Genomic DNA, 18,268 nt, shown 5'->3' on the forward strand with positions numbered 1-18,268 from the left:
CTATAATCCTCTCCTTATCCTTATTAACTTTTTACAAATAAATTTTATCATAAGGTATCATAGGAATCAATTTATATATTCATCTTAGGAAAGGATGGCATTTGTCTTTTGTGTTGAGAAATTCTATGAAGTCTCTCTATTACACTTTTGTCCCCTTGGCTTATGGGTTTGCCTGCCAAGTAATTATCAATACTATTATAGGTGACACCCATTTCTATTTCATCTGTCTGCCCCTCCCATAAACCTGCAGAAGGAGCCTTGTCTAAAATATTTTGTGGTATTTCCAGTATTTTAGCCCATTCATAAACTTCTTGTTTTTTTAAGGAGGCTATGGGTAATAAATCTACACCACCATCGCCATATTTAGTAAAATACCCTGTGTATATTTCAGCAGCATTATCTGTGCCTACTACAAGATAGTTTAAATTGTTGGCTATTGCATAAAGGGTACTCATTCTAAGTCGAGCTCTTAAATTTGCATCCATTATTCTCAAGTTTTTTTCATCATATAGATTTTCATTTTTAAGCTCATCAATAACTTTTTTTATTAACTCATCATGCTGAAGGGTGAGGTCGATGGTAAAATGGGAAATTCCACATTTTTCACATACTAAAATACCATCCTCTATATCCTTAGCACTACTTTTTACTGGTAGTATAACCCCAAGGGAATTATCAGGAAAGGCTTTTTTAATTAAATTTGCTACTACTGCAGAATCTATACCTCCAGATATTCCAACGATTAATCCCCTAGTTCCAGAATCATCCACCTGTTGTCTTAGCCAATCCACCACTAATTGAATTTTTTGTTGTATTTCTTTTTCCATCTTAACTATTCTCCTCTCTACTTAACATAAAAGAATCTTTGATTCTGGTTTGAAATTTTACAAATAAACAACTATGAAGCATCGGTACTTTTAATGAGCTTGCTGACACTGTCTTTTTTAGATGCTAAACTATGATGAATAGTTTTATTCTATATGGTTAAATTAATTTTATTCAAGGGGCTTTTTATTGCCACCTTATTTATTGAGGTGAGTCATATAATGAAAAATCTTTATTGGCTAAAAATTATTTTAGTAGGATTTGTAGCAGGTATTGTTAATGGTTTGTTTGGAGCAGGTGGCGGTACTATTGTTGTTCCTGCTTTAAATTTTGTTTTTGGCGTTCCTCAGCATAAATCCCATGCCACCGCTATATCTATTATCCTCCCTTTTGCTATTATTAGTAGCTTTATATACTATAGGAATGGTTTCACTGCATTCGATGTTACTTTTAAAGTGGCTTTAGGAGGAATCGTGGGAGCCTACATTGGCTCAAGAGCTTTAAGTCACTTTTCCGACAGTTATTTAAGAAAAATATTTGGAGTGTTTATGATCTTAGCAGCATTGAGGATGGTGTTTTAATGGCAATATTTATATTAGGTTTATTAGCAGGGATTATTGGAGGAATGGGAATAGGTGGGGGAACCATTCTTATTCCTGGTTTAATCTTTTTAACAAACTTTAAACAACAAACTATACAAAGTATTAACCTGCTTTCTTTTATCCCTGTAGCGATTGTAGCTTTGTACATTCATATAAAAAACAAAGACATCCTATTTAGGCTTAGTTTGCCAATAATATTTTTTGGTCTTATAGGGGCTTGGGCAGGTTCTAAATTGGCTTTAACATTGCCTTCTTCTACACTAAGGCGTATGTTCGGTATATTTCTTCTGGTTATGGGTATCTATGAAATCATATGCAAAGACAAGGTCAAAGTCAAAAAAAAGTAGGATAAAAAAATTTATCCTATTCTCCTAAAGCTACTAGTACACAATCATAATATACAATATTTAGATTAAAGTCCTCTGCTTTATCAATAGTTTCTTCATCAAAGGTTCCAGGTTGGAACCAAACATAGTCTATTCCTAGGTCTTTAATCTCATCTAATATTAATTTGCTTACTTTAGGCCCCACCACCATATTTACACATTCTAGATTTTGTGGTAAATCCTTCAAAGACTGATAGATTTTATCTCCCTCTATTTCTTCATATTTAGGATTTATACCATATACAGTGTAGCCATGGGCCTTTAATTTCTTATAAATCTTGTAACCAAACTTTTCTGTATCGGGTGTAGCGCCGACAACAGCCCAAACCTTCCTGTGGAGCATTTCCTTTTTATTTTTTTCAATTGTATCCATAATCTCATCCTCCTACTTTGTTTAATAATGGTATTATAGTTTTTTTACCCATATATTAAGTAGTTATTCTAATTTAAATAATTATTTTTCCATCTAACTCTGTTAGGTACTTCTCTTGTTTTTCCGTTATGTCACACCTAGCATTTGTCCATTCAGTAGCTTGCTTTTTAAATTTATCTACTTCATCCCATTTAATATACACAAAAAAATGAACAGCATCATCATATTCTATATCCTTCAGTAGATATTTGTTTTGTAATATTTCATTTTGTACTTTTCCCAGTAATGTATAGTCGATCTTTATATGTAATAGCCTATAGGCTCTTTTAATAATAATTCTAGAAGTTTCTAATGCAATTTTAGCACCTTTCGTATAAGCTCTAACCAGACCTCCAGTCCCTAATTTCACACCACCAAAATATCGTGTTACAACTACTACTGTATTCCTAAGATTTTCTTTTTTTATCAGTTCTAAAACTGGAATTCCGGCTGTTCCCGAAGGTTCCCCATCATCACTATAACGCTGTATTTCATTGTTTTGTCCTAAAACATATGCTGGAACATTATGGGTTGCATCCTTATGTTTTTTTTTGATTTCTTCAATAAATCCAATTGCTTCCTCCTCTGATACTACGGGCTTGGCATATCCTATAAATCTAGATTTATCAATAATTATTTCGTTAACTCCAAATTGGTATAGAGTGCGATATTCCTTTAGCATTGTTCCTCATTCCTTTATTATAGCTTAATTATACCATTCATTATTATACCACATTTTTGATATTTTTTCATAAAAAGAAGCAGCTTTGATGCTTTTGCTGCTTCTCTACTTTATAAATTAGACGGCTACCTTCTCTTTTTTCTCCTTCATCATTTCCTTATACTTTTTATAGGATAAATTAACCAAGGATTTATCCTGACTGTAGGTAATCATTTCAATTGCTTCGTCTATACAGTAAAATCCTCCTTCTTTAAAGTTCATGTTTTTATTTAGTTGAAATTCTTTTCCTTTTGTCGCCATAATATACCAAGTAATTTGATTGCAAACTGGTTGTTTTCTGGAAATAGAAAAAAATTCGTAACATGTCTCCCCTGCTGTGGATAGAATTTCAGCATCAATACCGGTTTCTATCTTAACACGACTTAATGCCGCATCAATGGAAGTTTCATCATTACGAATTTTTCCTTTAGGCAATACCCATTCATTTTTTTCGTTCTTTAGGAGAAAAACTTGATTTGCATAGAAGACGACTCCGCCTGCACAATTTCTAAAAATCATGGTTAAAACCTCCCTTAACTGTAGTTACTTATTATCATACACCAAATCTAAAATTTTTACAATGTTTTTTCAGAATATTAAATCAAGTTTTGCAAAATAGTTATTCTTATGCTATATAGTATGCTCAATAATTTTTAAAAAATTACAATAATTTCTAAATCATTTTCATTTTGATTTATTTAGGATTATGATCATATTATAAAGAGTCACCCAGTTATAATTTTTTATTAATGTCTATAGATTCTGTTCCCCAATAGAATTACTATAGATAGCAGCCTCCCTTTTTTCAAAAAAGAGAGGCTGCTATCTATAGTAATTGAAATTTTTTATATTTATGATAATTAATATCTTCTATTTTTACCTTTAAAACTATACCTGTCTCTATATATTCTGAAGATACTATCTCTGCATCCTCATGAAGCTGTGAAGCTATATTACCTTGATTATAGGGGATTAAAAACTTTGTTTCAATAAATTTCTTTCCTATTCCCTTATCAATCATCTGTATTAAGTGCTCTAAGTTCTTCCCGGTAATAGCAGAAACAAAAACTGAATTTTCATCTTTGGGTATGTCAATGTCATATGCTAGTTTGTCACATTTATTAAATACATTAATAACTTTTTTATTCTCAACACCCAATTCCTTCAGTACCTTTAATGTTGTTGATTTTTGTAATTCATAATTTTCATTAGAAGCATCGATGATATGTAATAAGAGGTCAGCGTATTTCACCTCTTCTAATGTAGCCTTAAAAGCCTCTACTAAATCATGGGGCAATTTGCTTACAAAGCCAACTGTGTCCGTTAAAAGAAATTCTATATTATTGGATAAAGATATCTTTCTTAAAGATATATCTAGTGTAGCAAAAAGCTGATCTTTTGTGTATACTTCTCTTTTTTCATCATAATTTTCACTTTTCCGCAATAAAACATTCATTAGGGTAGACTTTCCTGCGTTAGTATATCCTACTAATGCAACAATAGGCAACTCTGATTTTAATCTTTGATTTCTTTGGACTTCTCTATTTTTTTTAACTTCTTTAAGTTGAGACCTTATATCATCAATTCTTCTTAAAATATGTCTTCTGTCGGTTTCTAGCTTCATTTCTCCTGGCCCTCTAGTGCCTATACCTCCACCTTGCCGAGACAACTGCTTTCCTAGGCCTGACAACCTTGGTAACCGATACTTTAATTGAGCTAGTTCTACTTGCAGTTTTCCTTCTTTTGTTTGGGCTCTTTGAGCAAATATGTCTAGAATTAAAGTAGTGCGGTCGATAACATCAATTCCAATCATCGTTTCTAAATTTCTTATTTGGGCTCCTGATAATTCATCATTAAAAATAACTACATTTACATCATGATTCCTGCATATCTCTGCTATTTCTTCAACTTTTCCTTTCCCAATATAATGGGCAGGATGAATGGCCTGTTTATTTTGTACTGTTGTAGCCACAACCTCTGCTCCCGCAGCTTTTGCTAATTCCTCTAGTTCCTCCATAGATTCATCTAGCATTTCATTTTCTGCTTTCCTAGTAATATTCATACCTACAAGTACTGCTCTAATTGTTGGTGTTTCTAGTTCTTCTATTTTCATCCTTTTCTTCACTCCTGTAGTTTATCCTGTATTTACCTTTATATATCATAACTGAAATATCATGGCTATTTCAATAGCTTATCTTTTTATTCCCCATAAAGTGGTGTAATATTTAAAAATTGATCTTTAGGAACATGAATATAGTTCATTGGTACCCTACCTACAATAACAGTTTCAGCCACGGGAATATAGGTAGTTACTTCAATAGTATTGGAACTAAAGGGTATAATTACCCGGACTTTCGTATTTACAATTAAAAATATACGGTGTCTTGTTTGGTTAATACCAGATTGCTCAAATTCTGTACCAAAGTTTACGTCCACCATACCTAAGGGAGTTACAGTCAATTTTATTTTAGGACCATACTGTGCTAACAATTGGCTTCCTAGGGCATTTCCTAGGGGAATACGTTCAGCTGTTGTTTGGATTTGCTTTAAATGTTCTTGAATGGTTAATGCTACATCAGAAGCTATCTTATTCATCATCATAGTATTAGCTTGCATTAGAGTAATATTGCCCTCATCATCTTCTTTAACAGTTATTAAATCCTCATATTTAATCTCTTGTTTAACCACTACACTAACAGACTGGTTAATAGCTTTAGTAGTTATTTCCTGAGCCTTCAGTTCACCTATTGCTTGTACAGTAGGCATAATCTTATTATCAATATATAGAAATGTACCAGTTGCTACCATCATTACAAAAACTAGGAATATATATGCTTTGTACTTTAAATGTCTTTTTCTCTTTTTTATGTACAAAAAAATCATCCCCTTCTATATATTATATGTGGGATTTCAGCTTTTGTGAAAATTTATTGGAAAGTATTTTGACTTTCTTATATAAATTATGTATAGTAGGATAGATACTTTAACAGCTTGTATGTTTTATGATATAATATTATAGTCATCTTCATCTTTATAATAGGATTTGGTTATAGCATAAGAGCATATGAATTTTTTTATTGGTTAATAATGATAAAGAGAATGTTTGTAATGTTACTTTTATTGATGAATTATTATTTATTATTTTTTAGCAGCCTTTTAACTTTAAGCACGGAGGTATAAATATGTCACAAAAAAAACAACCAGAAAAACCAAATAAATCAAGAAAAAAAACAAAAAGTAGTACAAGGAAAAAGATTATTTTAAGTATCATTATAACTCTTCTGGTAATCGGCTTTATTACTGCTGGTGCTGTAGTAGGGATAGTAGCCGGTATTATCAAAGATACAGAACCCATTGATGCCTCTAATATTTATGATTTGCTGGATGAGAGTTCCTTTATATTGGATGCAGAAGGACAGGTTCTTGAAAAGGTTCAAGCCAATGGTTACAGAGATATTGTGGAATATAACCAAATTCCACAGCACTTAATTGATGCCTTTATCGCTATTGAAGACGAACGTTTTTGGACTCATAATGGCCTTGATTTTCGTCGTATTTTTGGTGCTGCCTGGACAAATATCCGTACTGGATCAAGACAAGGGGCTAGTACTATTAATCAGCAATTGGCAAAAAATTTGTATTTAACCCATGAGCAAACTTATACCAGAAAAATTCAAGATATGTATTATGCTATCCAATTAGAGGAACAGCTTTCAAAGCAACAGATCCTAGAAGCCTATTTAAACACTATTTATTTAGGTAGTGGAGCCAATGGTGTTCAAGCAGCTGCACAAATTTATTTTTCCAAGGATGTATCAGAGTTAACTATTGCTGAATCCGCCATTATTGCAGGGATTGCTAGGAACCCTCGTCGTTATTCACCAATCTTAAGTTTAGAGAAGGATCAAGTTGATGAAGATAAGCATTATGTTTTAGATGATAGGGATCCTCTAATTACTATTATCTATCAAGATAGCTTCCAGCCTAGACAAAGACTTGTTTTAAATAACATGAAAAGATTAGGAATGATTAATGAGGATGAATACCAAAAGGCTTTAGATGAAGATATTAAATCCAACTTAAAACCTAATCGTATGGTTGCAGAGGAATTTTCTTCATATTTTGGTGATTTAGTAAAAGATGATGTTATAAAAGCTTTTATGGATAATGGTTACTCTAGAGAAGAGGCCAGCACCTTACTTTCTTCTGGAGGTCTTAGAATATACAGTACAATGGATTCAAGAATACAAAAGATTTTAGATGAAGAATATGCAAAGCAAGAAAATTTCAAAAACCCTAGAACTGGACAAAACTTACTAGAGGTTGGGGAGGATGGTAATGTTCAGCCTCAATCTGCCATGGTGATTATGGACCATACTACAGGAGAGATCAAAGGTCTTATAGGTGGAAGAGGGTTTACTGGTCGTAAGATTTATAATAGAGCTGTAAATCCTAGACAACCTGGCTCCTCCATCAAACCCATCGCTGTATATACTCCAGCAATTGATAATGGGTTTACAGCAGGAACAGTAATTGATGATATTCCAATTTATTTTAATAAACAAGAACCAACAAGACGTTGGCCTACTAATGTTAATAGTAACCAGTATAGGGGCTTAATTACAATAAGAGAAGCCATTCGTCATTCTAGTAATGTTGGTGCCGCCGCAACACTACGTCAGCTAGGAAATTACAATGATAATACAGCCTTTAACATTATGCTTGACTATATGGACAAATTTGGTATATCTACTGTTGTAAGGCCTGAAAACAGCATTAGAGGAAACTCTGATTACACCTATTCCTCTGCCCTAGGGGGTATGACTAAAGGTGTATCTCCATTAGAGATGACAGCAGCCTTTGGGACATTGGCTAACCAGGGGGTTTATACAAAACCTATTACTTTCACAAAAGTTACAGACCGACATGGAAATCTAATTCTTGAAAAAAATTCACAGAAAAATCGTGTTGTAGCTCCTGAAACAGCCTATTTGATGACAGATATGTTAGTAACTGCCGTTAACAGTGGTACCGGAACAAGAGCTAGATTGAAGAATACACAAATTCCTGTAGCAGGAAAAACCGGGACAACCAATGAAAGACTAGATGCTTGGTTTGTAGGTTATACCCCCTATTATACAGCTGCTACTTGGATAGGTTATGATACCAATCAAAAATCTCTTCCTGATGGTGGTGGTGCACTGGCAGCCCCTGTATGGAAAAGTGTAATGGATCGAATCCACGAAGGCATGAGTGCTAAAAGCTTTGAAAATCCAGGTAATCTTGTTAGAGTAAATATCTGTAACGTATCTGGGAAGTTACCTAATGAGTATTGTTCATTAGATCCCCGTGGTAGCAGAGTGATATCTGAACTCTTTATCAGTGGAACACAGCCTACTGAATCCTGCGATGTCCATGTACTGGCGGATATTCATGTCCCTACAGGGAAATTAGCTACTGAACATACACCACCTTGGGAAATAGAGTCAAGAGTCTTTATACAAAGACCTGTTCCCTACTATCCCGAGGAGCACAGTGGTTACAAGCCCGATGATTATATTTATGAATTGCCAAAAGAATATTATGACCCACTTAAGGATGGTGGTGGTGTCCCCCCTTTTGGGGACGACTCTACAGATGGTTCAATAGATGATGATGGGTGGTTTGATGATTTATGGCCAGATGATGATGATGAAGATCCCATAGATGATATTATTGATTCTGTAGATAATAACTAAACAAATAAATTAAGAGCAGAGAAAAAATTCTCTGCTCTTAATTTATTTATCATGCTTATCTTTAGTTCTTAGAAATGCTGGTCTGCTACTGACATCTGGAATAGGCTGTCTAAACAATATGGTTCTTAAGGCCTTTCCATCAAATGGTATGAGGGGCCATAGGTATTTAGTATCTCCATAGCCTTTAGTGCTGAACAATGTAATTAACATAATTAAAATACCAATTACAAAGCCGTATATTTTCCCAACTCCTGTTAATATGATTAATAACAGCCTAAATAATCTAACTGCATAAGAAAATTCTATACTGGGGGTTGCAAACATCCCTATACCTGCCACCGCCATATACAGGACTGTTTCTGGTACAAACCACCCTACATCAACAGCAAATTCACTTAAAAGGAGGGCCCCAATAATACCTAATGATGTAGATAATGTATTAGGTGTATGTATTGATGCAATCCTTAACATGTCTAACCCAATTTCAAGAATTAGAAATTGTATATATAAGGGTATATTTGCATCTTCCTTTGGACCAATAAATTGAATAGCCTCAGGCAGCTTTTGATTATAGAATACCCCCAATAACCATAGTGGTGGTAAAACAAAGGAAAAGAAAATACCTAGTAGTCTTACCCACCTAATATAAGTCCCTACAGATGGCGCTTGGTAATAATCTTCTGCATGCTGGGTAAAATGGAAAATCGTTACAGGTAATATCATAACACTGGGGGAAGTGTCCACAATAATAATGATATGTCCTTCTAACAAATGGGCTGCAGCAACATCAGGCCTTTCTGTAAACTTTGCCTTAGGAAAGGGATTCCATCCCCCACCTAGTATGAATTCCTGTAGGGATTTTTCTGCCATAGTCAATGCATCGATATTAATTTCATCTATTTGATTTTTCAATTTTTCAACTAAATCCTTATTGGCTATATCTTTAATATATCCAATTACTATATCACTTTTTGAACGGGTTCCTACTTTTGTAATTTCAAAGCAGAGCTTTGGATCCCTAATTCTCCTTCTAATAAGGGCTGTATTAAATATAATTGTTTCTACAAATCCATCCCTTGACCCTCTAGTTACCCTTTCTAAATCCGGTTCCTCAGGACCTCTTATGGGATATTCTCTAACATCTATAATAATAGCTTCCTTTTCTCCATCAATAAGCAAGGCTAAGGCTCCAGATAATATCCAATCCTGTATAGTTTCTACTTCATCCTCTGTTTCTACTTCTAAATAGGCTATTTTGCTTTTTATTAATTTTTCTAGGGTATTGATAGCAATGTCTTCCTTCTTTAAATTTTGAAGGGTCCCCATAATCCATACCATGACATCATCCTTAGCAAAACCATCAATAAAAAGCATTAAAGCATCCTTGTTGGCAACCTTTATCTCTCTATCAACAATATCAAAGGATTGACCAATCCCTAAGTTATCTGTAAATATCTGTTTGTTTTCCTTGAGTTTTTGAGCTATTTTCATAACCTGCTCCACTCCTATTTAATATTTCTTCCAGTGCCTTTGTAATAATAGGGGCTCCTTTTCTTGGATCATCCTTGCCCTTCATCTTACCAATATCACCAACTCCAACTACTATAGGAACGCTGCACTGCTCTACAATATCTACTGTATCCCCATACAATACCTTATCTGAAGTAGGATTCCCATCTTTGTCTACTGCTTTATCAATAATATTTCCATGATTATCTATAGAAAAGTCAGGATGTACACCCTCCACATCCTTGGTATTTGATGCTACAACCACCACTCCTAATACTTGTATTTTATCATTCTCAATAAGCTTACATAATATCTCCTCACCTACTCCCATATTTTCGTTTCCTTCATCATCCACCATCACAACTACAGGATCATGGACTGCCTCCTCTATGAACTTTATAATCTCTTTATCATTAATGGGAGTAGGATTGCCTCCAGACTTTGAAATGCATCTACCGCCAATATTTCTGACGGCCACTTCAATTGCTTTTTTTGCACATCTATCTCCATCTGTAACTAATATAACTTTTCTTTTTTCCTCCATTTTATGCTCCTTTATGGTTTGGTTTTAGGATCAAATATAATTGACATAATATAACCAAATACGATGGCCGCTGTAATTCCTCCAGCTGTAGCCTGTACTCCCCCTATAAAAGCTCCCATTAAGCCATTTTCCTTAACACCATTCATGGCCCCTTTGGCTAATGAATATCCAAATCCTGGTAAAGGTATAGTTGCCCCTGCACCACCTATTCTTACTAAAGGTTCATAAACTCCTAAAGCTGTTAGAATTACCCCAGCTGTTACAAATATAACCAGTACGTGGGCGGGGGTTAATCTAGTTGCATCCATCAATAGCTGACCTAATAAACAAATGAAGCCTCCCACTATAAAAGCATTAATATAACCCATCTCGTGCTACACCTCCTAGCCATCTAATCCACCTTCTATTGTGACTGCATGGGCAATACTAGGAATCGATTCCCCCTGCTGAATACTAGTAGGAGATAGTAAGGCACCTGTGGAAACCAATAGAATTTTATTAAACCTTTTCTCCTTTAACATTTTATATAGGTATCCAGAAAATACTACAGCTGAACATCCACATCCACTGCCCCCCGCATGGGTATCTTGTTTATCATGGTCGAATATTTCAACACCACAATCCTTTAGCTTTTTTTCAACATTGATGCCCTCTTTTCTCAATAAATCTCCGGCAATATTTCTACCTATTTTTCCTAAGTCTCCGGTTATAATCAAATCATATTCATCAGGAGAATTACCTATATCTTCAAAATGAGCTCTAATTGTATCTACTGCTGCTGGTGCCATTGCTGCCCCCATATTGTTGGCATCAATGATACCATAATCCAATACCTTCCCTGTCGTAATATGGGTTATGTAGGGCCCTTTACCCCTCTGGGCTATAACAGCAGCTCCTGCACCTGTTACAGTCCATTGGGTAGTAAGTGGCCTCTGATTCCCTAACTCTAAAGGAAATCTAAATTGTCTTTCAGCCGAAGAAAAATGGCTAGATGTGGTAGCTATTATATGATGACCATATCCACCATCAATCATCATGGCTGCTAGGCTTAACGCTTGAGCCATAGTAGAGCAAGCGCCAAATAATCCAAAATAGGGTATTTGTAAATCCCTAGCTGCAAAGGTTGAAGACATTAACTGATTTAGTAGATCACCAGCAAACAAGTAGTCAATATCTTCCAATGTAAGTCTTGCCTCCATAACAGCAGATTTTACAGCTTCCTTTAACATTTTGCTTTCCGCCTTCTCCCAACTATCTTCTCCATATAAATCATCTTGTAGTATATGGTGGAAATAATTAGACAGCGGTCCCTCTCCTTCCTTGGGACCAACAATAGAGTAGGTAGCAAGTATGGAGGGTGGGTTCAATAATTTAACTGTCTGTCTACCAATTTTTTTCTTTGTCATTGTTTCTTTCCCCTATAATCTTATGAAATAATAAATTATTCCTACGATAACAGATGTTGTAATACCATATACCAATACAGGGCCTGCTAAAACAAACATTTTTGCTGCTACCCCAAATACATACCCTTCTCTCTTAAATTCCATGGCTGGAGCTACAATGGAATTAGCAAAACCTGTAATAGGAACAATAGAACCTGCACCAGCTCTTTTCCCAATTTGATCATACACCCCTAAGCCCGTCAATAATGCTCCAATAAAAATCATAATTAATATAGTAGTATTGGTTGCATCTAAATGATTCATATCAAAAATACTTTCAATTCTACTGTGTATAAACTGTCCTATGACACATATACTTCCACCTATAGTAAAGGACCATATACAATTTTTTGCATAATTGGGCTTTGGGGATTTCTCTGCTACATAGTTTTGATAATCCCTATTATCTTTTAATAGTTTTTTTGACATTATGTCACCTCTAGGAATAAATGAATTCTATATTTAATCATCGTATTTCACTGACTTTTTTTTTCCCTTTTAATTTTTCTACGTGTATTTCAAAGGTCTTATCTTCAAATTGATGGATAGATTGCTTTTCCTCTATATTTTGCAGGATTAAAGGATTAATCTCTGGACTATCTCTGTACTGATTTAAAGTATTCATAAGATATCTTCTCCTTTATTGTTACTAATGGATAATTAACCAATGTATAAATGATCCTAGCATTTTTCCTGAAATTAAAGCATAGACCACATATATAACATATTCTTCTATTTGAAACCGTCTTACAACTACTGGGATAACATTCATTACTTCTGCTAAAGCTGATGCCAAAAGACCTATGAAGATACCCATAAATAAACCTATTATGGTAACGAAAATAATATTTGTATTGAAAGCATTTGTTGTTAAAGAAAAAAGAGATGCTATTGTAGCACTAATTATAATAGTATTTTCATAAATCCATATGTTTTTATAGGTTTTTGTTAATTGAGCTATCCTAGGAATAATGTCCAGTAGCGTAAGAAGAGCAACGATACCACTTCCTACTATAATGCCATTTGATAAACCAATTAATGGAATAATTATTTTCACCATGATAATCCCTTCTATTTATTATGTTTCTCACTATTATTTTTTATGTACTGATCTAGATTTTCTTGATATAGATGTACCTCTACTTCTAAAGGACTAGGCTCATTGTTAATTTTCTTTTTAAAAAAATGATTAAAAAATACAGACATCCCAATCCCAATTCCTAGAGAATAAGGTATTTGTAATAATAAAAGATTATCTGTTTCTTCTCCTGTTATAATTCTATAAATGGTTTTTTGGGTTTGAAGCATATCTACATCTGAATGAAAATTAATAATAGCTGTCATTGACCCTACAAATAGTAAAAAGCATACTAAAGCTACTCTTAAGGTTTTTTTTCTATCTTTAGCTACCATTTCATTATTTTCAATTGTAACTAATATATTCGGTTCTCCTATTACAGTAATAGCTGATGTTGGATAATATTTTTTAATTAAAGCAATGATCGATAATATACCTATTAAATGGTTGTTTTTATTGTGTAAATCTTCTATTTCATATTTAATATCTTCTATTTTTTTCTTTGTAATCGTATCCTCTATATAGACATCTACTAAATCCTTTAAAAAAATAGTCTTAGAGGCATTTATTTTTATTTTCCCTTTTGTATGTATATATATTTGATTGTGGGATTGATTTGTCATTTTATATCTCCACACTTTTAAAGAAGGTCTTATTCAAAACTAAATCCGCCCTATCTGGCTCTTGCTGTATTCTCCTATTATTTAAATAATACCAAGAGCTTAATGCAATAATTATAACACCTCCAATAATAGCTATTGCTTTATATTTTTTAATGCAATTTATCATTATATCACCCTCCTTAAATTTATTATGGGCTAAAAATGATTTTTAATTCTTATGATAGCTACGGCAAATTTTCACTAATTAGTGGATTGTCTTAATCATCACAAAAAAAAGAAGACTTTTCTTAAGTCTTCTTCATCAACTCCTTCATACACTGCAAAACCTTTTTTTCTATTCTTGAAACCTGTACTTGGGATATTCCTAAGATTTCTGCTATCTCTGTTTGGGTCTTATCTTTAAAATAACGTAGCATAATAATTTGACGCTCTCTAGCTTCTAATTTAGCTAAGGTATCCTGTAGTAATAACTTGTCAATAAGATCTGCATCATTTAAGGATTCGTCTTTGCTAATCTTGTCTATTAAGTATATGGGGGCTCCATCGTCGTGGTGGATAATATCATATAGATACTCTGGATGGGCATTAGAGTCTAGTGCCATAACGATTTCTTCTTTATCAATATTTAATTCAATAGCAAGCTCTTGCAACGTTGCTTCTCGCCCCAACTCCTTAAACAGCTTTTCTTTGGCTATTTTTACTTTAGAAGCTGTCTGCTTCAAATTTCTAGAAACCTTAATAATACCATCATCCCTTAGAAATCGTTTTATTTCTCCAACAATCATTGGAACAGCATAGGTTGAAAATTTTACATCATAACTAGAGTCAAATTTCTTAATAGCCTTTATTAATCCTATACAACCCAACTGAAATAAATCTTCCTTTTCATAGCCCCTATTAGCAAAACGATTAATCATACTTCTAACTAATCCAAGATTATGACTTACTAAAGTTTCTTGTGCCTGCATATCTCCTTTTTGGGCTTTTTTTATGAGCTCCATTGTTTCCTCATGCCCTAGTATTTCGTTGTACTCCCCTGAAAACGCTGGTATATTCATCTTATCTACCCCTTAATCTTCACTCAGGCTTTTAAACTTCTTCATCATAGTTATTTTTGTTCCCTTTCCAATCTCAGAATATACATCTATATAGTCCATGAAAGTTTCCATAACCGTAAAACCCATTCCAGAACGTTCCAGATCAGGCTTAGAAGTATATAATGGTTCTCTAGCCCTTTCTATATCTTCTATACCTATACCTTCATCTTCTACTATAATTTCCAATTCATCAGCATTTATTCTACATGTTATTGTTACTAAACCACTTTTATTTTCATATCCATGGATAATTGAATTGGTGACGGCTTCTGAAACAGCTGTTTTTATATCTGAAATTTCTTCAATAGTGGGGTCTAGTTGTGAAGCGAAGGCAGCTACAACAATCCTAGCAAAAGCTTCATTTTGAGACTTGTTATCAAACTCTAATTTCATATAGTTTTTGTATTCCATTCCATTACACTCCTTTACACACTTTTGAGAGCATCAGTTTTGTTTTTATATTTACCAATAATACGATACAAACCAGCCAAGCTAAATATTTTATCTATTTTTTCAGATACTTCCACTACTGCTACCTTTCCCCCAAGCTTATTGATATTTTTGTATCGACCAATAATAACCCCTATGCCTGAGCTATCCATAAATTTTAGCTCCTTTAAATCAAAAATTAAATTCTTTGAGCGTTTATTTATAATCATTTCATCTAGCTCTGTTCTTATTTGTTGTGCAACATGGTGGTCCAACTCTCCTTTTAGCTTTACAATTAGAGTGTTTTCTATAATTTCATAGTATAATTGCAAAATACTTCCCTCCCTATGGCTTTATAAATACTAGTTCGAGACATACTTAAACAACTCCTTCAGTGAAAAATAACTACTTTTGTAGATTTTTGAAATTTTATGTTGAAATAACTTTACAAAAGAAAATATGATCTTGTTTATTAAAAATACTGTATACAATATACTGTATCATGTGTTATAATTTAATTAACATTATATTTCTTAAAAAAGGAGTGGGGATTATGAATAATACTTATAAATTTAAAACTGCTAAGTGGACTGAAGGGATAGATGTAAGGAGCTTTATACAGGCCAACTATTCTCCCTATTATGGTAATCATGATTTTTTAGTAGAACCTACTGATGAAACTAAGAAGCTTTGGGATGAAGTGCTAAGACTCATGGAGCTAGAACGAAAAAACAATGGTACCCTTGATATAGATACTGATACGATTTCCACTATTATATCCCATCAACCAGGTTATATTGACAAAGATAGAGAAAAAATCGTTGGGCTGCAAACCGATATGCCTCTTAAAAGAGCTGTTATGCCCTATGGTGGCATTCGGATGGTGGAGAGCGCGTGTAAAGCCTATGGTTACGAACTAAATCAACAAATAAAAGATATCTTCCGTAATTACAGGAAAACCCATAATGATGGTGTTTTTGATGCTTATACTGAAGAAATGTTGGCTGCTAGAAAAGCCGGTATTATAACAGGTCTGCCAGATGCCTATGGTCGAGGTAGAATTATAGGAGATTATAGGAGGGTTGCCCTTTATGGTGTTGATAGATTGATAGAGGATAAGGTGCAACAGAAAAAATCATTAGAACTTGATTCTATAGATGAAGCTGCAATCCGATTAAGAGAAGAAATACAGGAGCAAATTAAAGCATTACAAGAATTAAAGGACATGGCTAAATCCTACGGATTTGATATATCCAATGGAGCTGCTAATGCCTTTGAAGCAGTTCAATGGCTATACTTTGCATATTTAGCTGCTGTAAAAGAGCAAAATGGTGCAGCTATGAGCTTAGGTAGAGTTTCAACCTTCTTAGATATTTATATCGAAAGAGATATTGCTGAGGGTAGATTAACCGAAGAGGAAGCCCAAGAGTTAGTTGATCATTTCGTTATGAAGCTAAGAATGGTAAGGTTTTTAAGAACACCAGATTATAATGAACTCTTTAGCGGTGATCCTACTTGGATTACAGAATGTATAGGAGGTATGGGTTTAGATGGAAGACCTCTTGTTACAAAAACTTCCTTTAGAATCCTTCATACTCTATATAATTTAGGTGCTGCACCAGAGCCTAACTTAACCGTTCTATGGTCAGACCAGCTTCCAGAAAACTTTAAAAATTACTGTTCAAAGGTATCCATCGACACTAGCTCCCTACAATATGAAAGTGATGATTTAATGCGTCCCTATTGGGGAGATGATTATGGTATTGCCTGCTGTGTATCAGCTATGCCCATTGGAAAGCAAATGCAATTCTTTGGAGCCAGATGCAACTTAGCTAAAGCTTTACTTTATGCTATTAACGGTGGTAGAGACGAGATGACAGGTCTTCAAATAGGGCCTAAATTTGAATCCATCACTTCTGAATATTTAGATTATGATGAGGTAATGGATAAATTTAATACATTTATTGATTGGATTGCCAAGCTCTATGTAAATACCTTAAACGTAATTCATTATATGCATGATAAATACGCCTATGAGAAAATACAAATGGCTCTCCATGATCGTGATGTGATTAGAACAATGGCTTGCGGCATTGCAGGTTTATCTGTGTGCACAGACGCCTTAAGTGCTATTAAATATAGTAAAGTAAAGACTGTTAGAAATGAGGCTGGCCTTGTAGTTGATTATGAAATCCAAGGGGATTTCCCTAAGTACGGCAATAATGAGGATGTAGTGGATAAGATAGCCGTAACCCTTGTAAAACGGTTTATGGATGCCATCAGAAAAAACAAAACCTATAGAAATGCCATCCCAACCCAATCAGTATTAACCATAACCTCTAACGTTGTATATGGTAAGAAAACCGGGAGTACACCAGATGGAAGACAAAAAGGCGAACCCTTTGCTCCAGGTGCTAATCCTATGCATGGTAGGGATACAAAGGGAGCCTTAGCATCTTTGGCATCTGTTGCTAAACTCCCCTACGAAGATGCTCAAGACGGTATTTCCTACACCTTTTCTGTTGTGCCAAAGGCCTTAGGAAAAACATTAGAGGATAGAGTGAAGATTTTGACCTCTTTACTTGACGGTTATTTTTCTCAAGGAGGACACCATATTAATATTAACGTATTTGATAGAGAAACGTTAATTGATGCTATGGAGCATCCAGAAAAGTATCCTCAACTAACTATTCGTGTTTCTGGGTATGCTGTTAACTTTATTAAATTAACTAAAGAACAACAAATGGACGTTATTGATAGAACCTTCCATGGAACTATCCACTAAAAAATCATCTTTGTTGTAGTGTTAATATCTCCCCTTCTACAGGAAAAGGAGAACAAGTGCTATAGGAAATAACT

At 34.1% G+C, this 18,268-nt stretch carries 22 protein-coding genes; 4 read left to right on the forward strand and 18 right to left on the reverse strand.

The features are described from left to right. Positions 1-71: 71 nt before the first annotated feature. Positions 72-827 carry an NAD(+) synthase gene (gene nadE, locus BLS22_RS08045; protein ID WP_090553231.1) on the reverse strand — a complete coding sequence of 252 codons (756 nt, stop codon included), beginning with the start codon at positions 825-827 and terminating at the stop codon, positions 72-74. A 153-nt stretch (positions 828-980) separates the two neighbouring features. On the opposite strand from nadE, the gene BLS22_RS08050 reads away from it, so the two are divergent. Continuing rightward, entirely contained in the window at positions 981-1,406 is a 426-nt protein-coding gene (locus BLS22_RS08050) for a sulfite exporter TauE/SafE family protein (protein WP_330386492.1), read from the forward strand. After that, positions 1,406-1,774 (forward strand): sulfite exporter TauE/SafE family protein, encoded by a 369-nt coding sequence (locus tag BLS22_RS08055; protein WP_090553233.1) that lies wholly within the window; start codon positions 1,406-1,408, stop codon positions 1,772-1,774. The genes BLS22_RS08050 and BLS22_RS08055 overlap by 1 nt, the downstream gene beginning before the upstream one ends. A 16-nt stretch (positions 1,775-1,790) precedes the next feature. Here BLS22_RS08055 and BLS22_RS08060 read toward each other — a convergent pair whose 3' ends face one another. The 5 genes from BLS22_RS08060 to yunB form a co-directional block, all read right to left on the reverse strand. Then, a complete protein-coding gene (locus tag BLS22_RS08060; protein ID WP_090553234.1) occupies positions 1,791-2,186 on the reverse strand; it encodes a CoA-binding protein in 396 nt (131 codons plus the stop codon). Between the two features lie 73 nt (positions 2,187-2,259). Further along, positions 2,260-2,907 carry a YigZ family protein gene (locus BLS22_RS08065; protein ID WP_090553235.1) on the reverse strand — a complete coding sequence of 216 codons (648 nt, stop codon included), beginning with the start codon at positions 2,905-2,907 and terminating at the stop codon, positions 2,260-2,262. Positions 2,908-3,024: 117 nt separating this feature from the next. Further along, entirely contained in the window at positions 3,025-3,465 is a 441-nt protein-coding gene (locus BLS22_RS08070) for an NUDIX hydrolase (RefSeq protein WP_090553236.1), read from the reverse strand. A gap of 307 nt (positions 3,466-3,772) precedes the next feature. After that, positions 3,773-5,059 carry a GTPase HflX gene (gene hflX, locus BLS22_RS08075; protein WP_090553237.1) on the reverse strand — a complete coding sequence of 429 codons (1,287 nt, stop codon included), beginning with the start codon at positions 5,057-5,059 and terminating at the stop codon, positions 3,773-3,775. Between the two features lie 86 nt (positions 5,060-5,145). After that, entirely contained in the window at positions 5,146-5,820 is a 675-nt protein-coding gene (gene yunB, locus BLS22_RS08080; RefSeq protein ID WP_244269498.1) for a sporulation protein YunB, read from the reverse strand. A gap of 308 nt (positions 5,821-6,128) precedes the next feature. On the opposite strand from yunB, the gene BLS22_RS08085 reads away from it, so the two are divergent. Continuing rightward, complete coding sequence (locus BLS22_RS08085) at positions 6,129-8,684, forward strand: transglycosylase domain-containing protein (protein WP_090553238.1); 2,556 nt, start codon at positions 6,129-6,131, stop codon at positions 8,682-8,684. Between the two features lie 42 nt (positions 8,685-8,726). Here BLS22_RS08085 and BLS22_RS08090 read toward each other — a convergent pair whose 3' ends face one another. The 12 genes from BLS22_RS08090 to spoIIAA all read right to left on the reverse strand — a co-directional run bounded on the left by BLS22_RS08090 (position 8,727) and on the right by spoIIAA (position 15,741). Next, positions 8,727-10,175: a spore germination protein gene (locus BLS22_RS08090; RefSeq protein WP_090553239.1), complete on the reverse strand. Its 1,449-nt coding sequence runs from the start codon at positions 10,173-10,175 to the stop codon at positions 8,727-8,729. Beyond that, on the reverse strand, positions 10,126-10,737 hold the full coding sequence (locus BLS22_RS08095) for a stage V sporulation protein SpoVABEA (RefSeq protein ID WP_090553240.1): 612 nt from the start codon (positions 10,735-10,737) through the stop codon (positions 10,126-10,128). Before BLS22_RS08095 ends, BLS22_RS08090 begins: the two co-directional genes overlap by 50 nt. An 11-nt stretch (positions 10,738-10,748) precedes the next feature. Then, positions 10,749-11,105: a stage V sporulation protein AE gene (gene spoVAE / locus BLS22_RS08100; RefSeq protein WP_090553241.1), complete on the reverse strand. Its 357-nt coding sequence runs from the start codon at positions 11,103-11,105 to the stop codon at positions 10,749-10,751. Positions 11,106-11,120: 15 nt separating this feature from the next. Beyond that, complete coding sequence (gene spoVAD / locus BLS22_RS08105; protein ID WP_090553242.1) at positions 11,121-12,143, reverse strand: stage V sporulation protein AD; 1,023 nt, start codon at positions 12,141-12,143, stop codon at positions 11,121-11,123. Positions 12,144-12,155: 12 nt separating this feature from the next. Next, positions 12,156-12,611: a stage V sporulation protein AC gene (spoVAC, locus tag BLS22_RS08110; protein WP_090553243.1), complete on the reverse strand. Its 456-nt coding sequence runs from the start codon at positions 12,609-12,611 to the stop codon at positions 12,156-12,158. 37 nt (positions 12,612-12,648) lie between these two features. Next, positions 12,649-12,807, reverse strand: a complete 159-nt coding sequence (locus BLS22_RS15105; RefSeq protein ID WP_176762104.1) for a hypothetical protein — start codon at positions 12,805-12,807, stop codon at positions 12,649-12,651. Between the two features lie 24 nt (positions 12,808-12,831). Then, positions 12,832-13,242: a stage V sporulation protein AB gene (locus BLS22_RS08115; RefSeq protein ID WP_090553244.1), complete on the reverse strand. Its 411-nt coding sequence runs from the start codon at positions 13,240-13,242 to the stop codon at positions 12,832-12,834. Positions 13,243-13,253: 11 nt separating this feature from the next. Further along, entirely contained in the window at positions 13,254-13,883 is a 630-nt protein-coding gene (locus tag BLS22_RS15495) for a stage V sporulation protein AA (RefSeq protein WP_090553245.1), read from the reverse strand. Position 13,884: 1 nt separating this feature from the next. Continuing rightward, positions 13,885-14,049 carry a hypothetical protein gene (locus BLS22_RS15110; protein WP_176762105.1) on the reverse strand — a complete coding sequence of 55 codons (165 nt, stop codon included), beginning with the start codon at positions 14,047-14,049 and terminating at the stop codon, positions 13,885-13,887. Between the two features lie 121 nt (positions 14,050-14,170). Further along, positions 14,171-14,941, reverse strand: a complete 771-nt coding sequence (sigF, locus tag BLS22_RS08125; RefSeq protein ID WP_090553246.1) for an RNA polymerase sporulation sigma factor SigF — start codon at positions 14,939-14,941, stop codon at positions 14,171-14,173. 12 nt (positions 14,942-14,953) lie between these two features. Continuing rightward, on the reverse strand, positions 14,954-15,391 hold the full coding sequence (gene spoIIAB, locus BLS22_RS08130; RefSeq protein ID WP_090553247.1) for an anti-sigma F factor: 438 nt from the start codon (positions 15,389-15,391) through the stop codon (positions 14,954-14,956). A gap of 14 nt (positions 15,392-15,405) precedes the next feature. Further along, on the reverse strand, positions 15,406-15,741 hold the full coding sequence (gene spoIIAA, locus BLS22_RS08135; protein WP_090553248.1) for an anti-sigma F factor antagonist: 336 nt from the start codon (positions 15,739-15,741) through the stop codon (positions 15,406-15,408). 221 nt (positions 15,742-15,962) lie between these two features. Here spoIIAA and pflB point away from each other — a divergent pair, with 221 nt between their 5' ends. Beyond that, positions 15,963-18,194, forward strand: a complete 2,232-nt coding sequence (gene pflB, locus BLS22_RS08140; RefSeq protein ID WP_090553249.1) for a formate C-acetyltransferase — start codon at positions 15,963-15,965, stop codon at positions 18,192-18,194. Positions 18,195-18,268: the final 74 nt, after the last annotated feature.

Source organism: Natronincola ferrireducens (assembly GCF_900100845.1).
In the GTDB taxonomy this organism is placed as follows: Bacteria; Bacillota; Clostridia; order Peptostreptococcales; family Natronincolaceae; genus Natronincola_B; species Natronincola_B ferrireducens.